7 protein-coding genes and 1 pseudogene are annotated in these 7849 nt (G+C 65.4%); 7 read left to right on the forward strand and 1 reads right to left on the reverse strand.

Annotated elements, in window-relative coordinates; all coding sequences use genetic code 11:
* From VDP82_RS10905 to VDP82_RS10940, 7 genes and pseudogenes are all read left to right on the forward strand, one after another.
* Positions 1 to 930: pseudogene (locus VDP82_RS10905) on the forward strand (hypothetical protein); the annotation flags it as partial.
* Between the two features lie 94 nt (positions 931 to 1024).
* Positions 1025 to 2842 (forward strand): translation elongation factor 4, encoded by a 1818-nt coding sequence (gene lepA / locus VDP82_RS10910; protein ID WP_323014874.1) that lies wholly within the window; start codon positions 1025 to 1027, stop codon positions 2840 to 2842.
* Positions 2843 to 2916: 74 nt separating this feature from the next.
* Positions 2917 to 3285, forward strand: coding sequence for a YegP family protein (locus VDP82_RS18060; RefSeq protein ID WP_416347100.1), 369 nt, complete (start codon positions 2917 to 2919; stop codon positions 3283 to 3285).
* Between the two features lie 71 nt (positions 3286 to 3356).
* Positions 3357 to 4154, forward strand: a complete 798-nt coding sequence (locus tag VDP82_RS10925) for a transporter substrate-binding domain-containing protein (protein ID WP_323014880.1) — start codon at positions 3357 to 3359, stop codon at positions 4152 to 4154.
* 80 nt (positions 4155 to 4234) lie between these two features.
* Positions 4235 to 5035 carry an amino acid ABC transporter permease gene (locus VDP82_RS10930; protein WP_323014875.1) on the forward strand — a complete coding sequence of 267 codons (801 nt, stop codon included), beginning with the start codon at positions 4235 to 4237 and terminating at the stop codon, positions 5033 to 5035.
* Between the two features lie 58 nt (positions 5036 to 5093).
* Complete coding sequence (locus VDP82_RS10935; protein WP_323014876.1) at positions 5094 to 5591, forward strand: CreA family protein; 498 nt, start codon at positions 5094 to 5096, stop codon at positions 5589 to 5591.
* A 158-nt stretch (positions 5592 to 5749) separates the two neighbouring features.
* Positions 5750 to 6385 carry a peroxiredoxin gene (locus VDP82_RS10940; RefSeq protein ID WP_323014877.1) on the forward strand — a complete coding sequence of 212 codons (636 nt, stop codon included), beginning with the start codon at positions 5750 to 5752 and terminating at the stop codon, positions 6383 to 6385.
* Positions 6386 to 6484: 99 nt separating this feature from the next.
* Here the strand turns inward: VDP82_RS10940 and VDP82_RS10945 are convergent.
* Positions 6485 to 7849: MFS transporter (locus tag VDP82_RS10945; protein ID WP_323014878.1), on the reverse strand; the 1365-nt coding region annotated here is incomplete at its 5' end.

Raw genomic sequence — 7849 nt, forward strand, 5'->3', positions numbered from 1 at the left:
GAGCGCTCGAGCGGCTCCGGCGCTGCCCCCGGCTGCGGCGTTCCCGCCGCCGGCGGGGCGCCGACGCCCGCCTTCCCCTCGCTGGGCACGCCCGTCGCCGCGCCCAGCCAGCCGGCACCCGCCTTCCCGGCGCTGGGCGGAACCGCGCCCTCGCCTGCGGCCGGCGCGGCCCCTGCCTTTCCGCAACTGGCGGCACCGGGCGCGGCGCAGCCGGTTCCAGCCTTTCCCACCATCAGCGGCGCGCCGGTCGCCGCCGCCCCGGCCAAGCCGCTGGTGGCCGGCGAGGGCGCCGCGCCCGTGGTCCTGCCGCCCGCCGACAATCTTGGGACGGAAGTGGGCAAGACCGCCTATGGCTCCCATGACGCCCAGCCTACCGTTCTGGGCGTGACGCTGGGATCCTCGGAAGCCGATTTCGTCGCCATGCTGGCCGATAACGAATTTTCCGGCTGCGTTGCCGGCGCAGCGGCCCAGCAATGCGTGCGCCAAACACCCTCGCTGACCGATACGCTCAAGGGATGGGTGGCCGGCGAGGACGGCGTCTGGGCCCTGGCAAGGCTCATCCAGTTCAAGGAGCCGGTGGAAGCCCGGTTCATCAAGGAGCAGTTCACCCAGACCTATCCCGAGCTCATGGCGACGGGGACCGGGCTGGTCTCGTCGGGAGAGGCCTGCGGGCTGGCCAGCCAGTCGGTGCAGGCGCTGGTTGCCCTGTTCGACAGCCGCCAGGATCCGGCCGGCACGGCCGAGGTGCCCCCTGCCCTGCTGCAACTGGCCGCGGACTGCCCGGTGGCCTATGCCGTCGCCTTCAACGAGGGCAATAATCTGGTCGCCGCCGTGCAGGTGCTGATGTTCGACGGCACCAGCGTGGTGCGCCAGCAGCAGCGCGCCACCAGCCATCGCCAGAGCCAATTGGACACCGACCTCAAGTTCTGAGGGACGCACCCGGACAGGCGCCGCTGCAACGGCGCCTGTTAAGCCCTATTAAACCATCTTTCTCGGCATTCGGGCTTCTGCTATCAGCAGCGCCATGAGCTCATCTTCCGTCACGCCGCTTTCGCACATCCGCAACTTTTCCATCGTCGCCCATATCGACCATGGCAAATCCACCCTGGCCGACCGTCTGATCCAGACGACGGGCGGGCTGGACACGCGCGAGATGAAGGAGCAGGTGCTCGACAATATGGAGATCGAGCGCGAGCGGGGCATCACCATCAAGGCCCAGACCGTGCGTCTCTCCTACAAGGCGCAGGATGGGGAAACCTATATCCTGAACCTCATCGACACGCCCGGACACGTCGACTTCGCCTATGAGGTCTCCCGCTCCATGGCGGCGGTGGAAGGCTCGCTCCTGGTGGTCGACGCCTCCCAGGGCGTCGAGGCCCAGACCCTGGCCAATGTCTATCACGCGCTCGAAGCCAATCACGAAATCGTGCCGGTGCTCAACAAGGTCGACCTGCCGGCCGCCGACATCCCGCGCGTCAAGGCCCAGATCGAGGACGTGATCGGGATCGATGCCAGCGATGCGGTGGAAATCTCGGCCAAGACGGGCCTCAATATCGAGGGCGTGCTCGAAGCCATCGTCACGCGCCTGCCCGCCCCCAAGGGCGATATCGACGCGCCGCTCAAGGCGCTGCTGGTCGATAGCTGGTACGACACCTACCTGGGCGTGGTGGTGCTGGTGCGCATCGTCGACGGGGTGATGAGGAAGGGCCAGAAGATCCGCATGATGGCCTCCGGCGCCGTCTACGAACTGGACCGCGTTGCCGTCAACACGCCCAAGCTGGTCGAGGTCAAGGAACTGACGCCCGGCGAATTGGGCGTGTTCACCGCCTCGATCAAGGAAGTGGCCGATACCAATGTCGGCGACACCATCACCGACGACCGCAAGCCCACCGCCAGCCCCCTGCCCGGCTTCCGCCCGGCGCAACCCGTGGTGTTCTGCGGGCTGTTTCCGGTCGATGCCAGCGATTTCGACGAATTGCGCGCCGCCATGGGCAAGCTGCGCCTCAACGACGCCAGTTTCTCCTTCGAGATGGAAACCAGCGCCGCGCTGGGCTTCGGCTTCCGCTGCGGCTTTCTGGGGCTGCTGCATCTGGAAATCATCCAGGAGCGCCTCTCGCGCGAATTCGACCTCGACCTCATCGCCACCGCGCCATCGGTGGTCTACGAGGTGGAGATGACCAATGGCGAGACCTTGCAGCTGCACAATCCGGCGGACCTGCCCGATGTGATGAAGATCGCCGAAATCCGCGAGCCCTGGATCAAGGCGACCATTCTGACGCCGGACGAATATCTGGGCGCCATCCTCAAGCTGTGCCAGGACCGGCGCGGTGTGCAGCGCAATCTGTCCTATGTCGGCTCGCGCGCCATGGTCGAGTACGACCTGCCGCTCAACGAGGTGGTGTTCGATTTCTACGACCGGCTGAAGTCGATCTCCAAGGGCTATGCCAGCTTCGACTACACCCTTTCCGAGCACCGGCCCGGCGATCTGGTCAAGCTCTCGATCCTGGTCAATGCCGAGCCGGTGGACGCCTTGTCCATGCTGGTGCACCGCAGCGTTGCCGAAACGCGCGGGCGGGTGATGTGCGAAAAGCTCAAGGAGCTGATTCCGCCGCATCTGTTCGTCATTCCCATCCAGGCCGCGATCGGGGGCAAGATCGTGGCCCGCGAAACCGTGCGCGCCATGCGCAAGGACGTGACGGCGAAATGCTATGGGGGCGACGCCACCCGCAAGCGCAAGCTTTTGGAAAAGCAGAAGGCGGGCAAGAAGCGCATGCGCCAGTTCGGCAGCGTGGAAATTCCGCAGGAAGCCTTCATCAAGGCGCTCAAGATGGGCGATGACTAGGCCGGCGCATAAAGGCTTTTCAAATCACGCCGTTGCGCTACTCTTTGTGGATAGATTCCACGGAGCGCAGCGTCATGGCCCATAAATTCCACATCACCCCGGCGGCGAACGAGCAGTTCAAGTTCGACTTCTCCTACAATGGCGAGAAGATCTTCTGGTCCGAGAACTACAAGCAGAAGGCCAGCGCCAGGAACGCCATCGAATCGCTGAAGAAAAATGCGCCGGGCGCGGCCACCGCTGATCTGTCCAAGGACGAGACCGGCTCGGGCTATCGCTTCGAGATCGTCAAGTCCAAGGACCAGCAGTTCTTCGTGCGCTTCGTGGCCTCCAATGGCGAGACCATGGTGCGCACCGAGACCTACAAGCAGAAGGCCAGCGCGGTGAACGCCATCGAATCGCTCAAGAAGAACGGGCCGGGCGCCGATGTGGCCGACGAGGCATAAGCCAATTCCCTGATTTCCGATCTTGGTCTAGTCTCCCGGCGATCCATCGACCGGGAGACTTTCGTTTCATGATGTCCTTTGCCAAGCTCCTTGCCGCCAGCGCGGCGCTTCTCGCCCTCGGTCTTGGCGCGGCCAGCGCGCAGGACCTGCCCGATCTGGGTGGGCGCACCATCGTGGCGGTGACCGAAAACGCCTATACGCCCCTCAATTTCGCCGATCCGAAGACGGGCGAGGGCATCGGGCTCGAATATGACCTGTTCAACGAGATTGCCAGGCGCCTCAACGCCAAGGTGGACTGGCAGCTGGCCAGCTGGGACGTGATGATCCAGGCGGTGCGCGACGGCCAGTTCGAGGTGGGCATGGACGGCATCACCATCAATGACGAGCGCAAGAGCCAGGTGGATTTTTCCGACAGCTATCTGACCAGCCAGCAATTCATGCTGGTGCGCGCCGACGAGGACCGTTTCACCGACGCCGCCGGCTTTGCCGGAGACGCCGAGCTTCTGGTCGGGGCACAGGCCGGCACCACCAATTTCTATGTCGCGGTCTATGACGTGCTCGATGGCGACGAAGCCAATCCGCGCATCAAGCTGTTCGAGACCTTCGGGGCCTCGGTGCAGGCGCTGGGCGCGGGCGATGTCGATACGGTGCTGATGGACCAGACCTCGGCCAATGGCTATATCGGGGCCAATCCCGGCGCCTTCAAAGTGGTGGGAACCCCGCTGGGCAGCGAAGATTTCGGCTTCATTCTCACCCCCGGCTCCGATCTCGCCGCCCCCATCAACGCGGCCCTGGCCCAGATCAAGGCCGATGGCACGCTGGAGGCGATCGAGCGCAAATGGTTCTACGAGTATAATTCGGCGCAATAGCGCGTTCGCGCCGCATCCGCCGAGCGGACACCTCTCCCTTTGACGGGGGAGGCATGGAGCGCCCGACCCCTGATGACCGCATGACCTACCGCCCCAGCCCGCCCTCGCTGCTCGCGCGCATGCCCTGGTGGCTGCTGGCTATCGCCCTGCTGTTCGTGGTGGGGCTTTGGGCCATCAGCGCCAACCAGACCTATGCCCAGATCTTCTCGGCCCTGGCCGGAGGCGTGGTCACCACGCTCTGGGTGAGCCTGGTCGCCTTCGCGCTGGCGACGCTGATCGGACTGGGGGTGGCGCTGGCGCGCACCTCGGGCAACCGCCTGCTGCGCGAGATCGCCACCTTCTATGTCGAGATCATCCGCGGCATTCCGGTGCTGGTCTTCCTGTTCTATGTCGCCTTTGTCGGCGCGCCCGGCCTGGTGGCGGCGCTCAACTGGCTGCTGGAGCCATTCGGAGCCGCCATCTCCATCCGGCAGTTCGATTTCGCCTGGCGCGCCATTGCGGCGCTGACGGTGTGCTATTCGGCCTTCATCGCCGAAATCTTCCGCGCCGGCATCGAGGCGGTGGATCGCGGCCAGATCGAGGCGGCGCGGGCGCTGGGCCTGTCGCGCTGGCAATGCTTCCGCCTCATCACGCTGCCGCAGGCGCTGCGCACCATATTGCCGCCCCTGGCCAATGATTTCGTGTCGATGATCAAGGATTCGGCGCTGGTCTCGGCGCTGGGGGTGCAGGACATCACCCAGCTGGGCAAGGTCTATTCCTCGGGGACGTTCCTGTTTTTCGAAACCTATAATGTGGTGGCCTTCCTCTATCTCACCATGACCATTTCGCTGTCGCTGCTGGTGCGCCTGCTCGAGCGGCGCCTGCGCGAAAACCGGTATTAAATCTTGCGCGCGGGGCGCGCGCTCCCCATCTCCATGCCGTCAAACAGGGAACCTTGTGATGAAACGCCTCGCCACGCTTGCCGCCATCGGTTTTCTCGCCCTGGGCCTTGCCGGCTGCGGGGACGGGCGCCAGGTGGCCAATGTCGGGGTGGACTGGACCGGCAACGATATTTCCATCGAGGCGGTGGCCGATCCGCAGGTGGAAGGCGTGGTCTGCCACCTCGCCTATTTCAACCGCTCCTTCTGGGACCGCATCAGCCAGGGCGACTGGTTCGAGGACCCATCCTATTCGGCGCTGGATTGCTCGGTCACCGGGCCGATCAGCATCGGCAACATCTCCACCCGTCCCGGCGGGGAAGAGATCTTCCGCGAGGGGCGCTCGCTGATCTGGAAGTCGCTGCGCGTCACCCGCGTCTATGACGCGCAGAACAATGCCCTGATCTATCTCGCCCATGCCCGCGAAGTGCAGCAGGGATCGGGCAAGATGAGCCTTTCGGTCATTCCGCTGGCCACCGAGCAGGTGGTCTGGCGCAACGGTGCGCCGGCCCGTCCCTGACGGCTTTGCCGATAAAGACCGAAATGGGAAAAGGAATGGCGCCGATGCGGCCGAGAACATAAAAGCATTCCAATCCTGCGGTTTGAAAGCCCGCCTGGGAGCACCATATTCTCTGGCAGACCCAGATGCCGGCGTCGGCACCATAGGAAATTTGCAGCATGTCCATTCTGATCGGCGATACCGCCCCCGATTTCACGCTCGACTCCACCGAGGGCCCCATCCACTTCCACGACTATATCGAGGGAAGCTGGGCGGTCCTGTTCAGCCATCCCAAGAATTTCACCCCCGTATGCACCACCGAGCTGGGCTACACCGCCAAGCTCAAGCCGGAATTCGAAAAGCGCGGCGTCAAGGTGCTGGGCCTTTCCGTCGACAAGCTCGAGGACCATGGCGGCTGGGCCAGGGACATCGCCGAAACCCAGGGCACCGCGCTCAATTTCCCGCTGCTGGCCGATCCCGAGGGCAAGGTGTCGCGTCTTTACGACATGATCCACCCCAATGCCGACAATACGCTGACCGTGCGCTCGGTCTTCGTCATCGGGCCGGACAAGAAGGTGAAGCTCAAGATCGAATATCCTGCGTCCACCGGCCGCAATTTCGACGAGGTGCTGCGCGTCATCGACAGCCTGCAGCTCACCGCCAGGCACCAGGTGGCGACGCCGGTAAACTGGCAGCAGGGCGAGAACGTCATCATCGTTCCCGCAGTGTCCGACGAACAGGCCAGGAGCAAGTATCCGGGCGGCTGGACGGAACTGAAGCCCTATCTGCGCATTGTTCCCCAGCCCCGCGACTAAGCCGTCGCGCCGCGTCCCCGGACGCCTCGATCCGTTCGCAGATTTTCTCCCCCATGACTGGGCGGTGGTTACGGCCACCGCCCTTTTTCGTATCCCCGCTCAGCCTGCCGCGAAGCTGGAACTGGCATCCTGCGGGCGCACCAGGGCCGTCGTGCGCAAGGCCGCCAGCAGCGCCAGGAGCGCCATGGCAATGCCCACGCCATAGACCGGGGCCACGGCGATCTTGATCTGGGCGGCGGAGACGGCGCTGGCCATGCCGGCCATGTTGGCGGCGACCCCGGCCAGCGCCGCGCCGATGGCATTGCCCGCCGACTGGGTGGTGGGCATGAGCGAGGAGGTGCGGTCGCGCTCGGCGTCGCTGGCCGCCTCCATCATGGTGAGGTTGAGATAGCCGTTGCAGGTGCCGAAGCCGCCGCCGATGAGCAACTGGCCGGCAATGACCACGCCGATCTGGTCAAGCAGCAGGCCCGCCAGCACCAGGGCCAGGCCGACCCCGATCATGGCCGGGCCGAGGCGGATCAGGATCTTGCGCGTTTCCTTGCGGCGCACATTGGCCACGGTGATGGCCGAAAAGCTCCAGGCCACGGCCAGGACGGCGGCCAGCGCCCCGGCCAGGGTGGCGCCGAACCCCCACATCTGCTGCACCACCAGCACCAGATAGACGGCCGAGCCGGACCCGGCGACATTGATGAGCAGGCTCATCCACAGCCCCGTGCCGACCACGGAAACCGGGCGGAAGGCATCGGGCGGCATCAGCCGGTCACGGCTTTTTCCATCGAGCCACACGGCGGCGGCGAGCAGCAGGCCGGCCAGGACAAGCAGGCCGCTGGCCGGCAAAGGCGGGGCCAGCCCGGCCAGCGCCACCAGCATGATGCCCAGCCCGATGGTGCAGAGGCGCAGGCCGGGAAACTGTATCTTGCGCCCGGCATCGGCATTGTGGGCCGGCACCACGAACATCACCATGACGGCGAAGATCAGCACCAGCGGCACGCTGAAGGCGAAGGCGGCGCGCCAGGAGACCAGCTCGGTGAGCAGCCCCGCCACCGCCGGCCCGCCGAAGGCCGCCACCGCCCAGATCATGGCCTGCATGCCAAAGACCTTGGGCACCAGCCGCGAGGGGAAAAGCTCGGGAATGAGGGCAAAGCAGATGGCGGCGACCACGCCCTCGCCCAGCCCCTGCAAGGCGCGGCCCACCAGCACCACCGGCATGGAGCCGGCATAGGCGGCGATCAGCGTACCGGCGAGAAACACCCCGGCCGAGAGCAGCAGGCCGGCGCGCGCGCCCAGGCGTTGCTTGAGCAGGGCCGCGCCCGAGCCGCCGACAATGGCAAAGACCAGGAACAGCGTCACCGCCCAGGAAATCAGCGCCACCCCACCCAGTTCCTGCACGGCGGTGGGCAGGGAGACGGTGGCGACGAAGGAATTGAAGGCCAGAAGCGAGACCCCCAGGCACAGGATCAGCGT

Source organism: Devosia sp. (assembly GCF_034675085.1).
GTDB lineage: Bacteria > Pseudomonadota > Alphaproteobacteria > Rhizobiales > Devosiaceae > Devosia.

Bases quoted from the DNA above. Each gene is read 5' to 3' on its own strand.
- VDP82_RS10930 (WP_323014875.1), top strand. From the start codon at position 4,235: ATGACCTACCGCCCCAGCCCGCCCTCGCTGCTCGCGCGCATGCCCTGG.
- VDP82_RS18060 (WP_416347100.1), top strand. From the start codon at position 2,917: ATGGCCCATAAATTCCACATCACCCCGGCGGCGAACGAGCAGTTCAAG.
- lepA (WP_323014874.1), top strand. From the start codon at position 1,025: ATGAGCTCATCTTCCGTCACGCCGCTTTCGCACATCCGCAACTTTTCC.
- VDP82_RS10925 (WP_323014880.1), top strand. From the start codon at position 3,357: ATGTCCTTTGCCAAGCTCCTTGCCGCCAGCGCGGCGCTTCTCGCCCTC.
- VDP82_RS10940 (WP_323014877.1), top strand. From the start codon at position 5,750: ATGTCCATTCTGATCGGCGATACCGCCCCCGATTTCACGCTCGACTCC.
- VDP82_RS10935 (WP_323014876.1), top strand. From the start codon at position 5,094: ATGAAACGCCTCGCCACGCTTGCCGCCATCGGTTTTCTCGCCCTGGGC.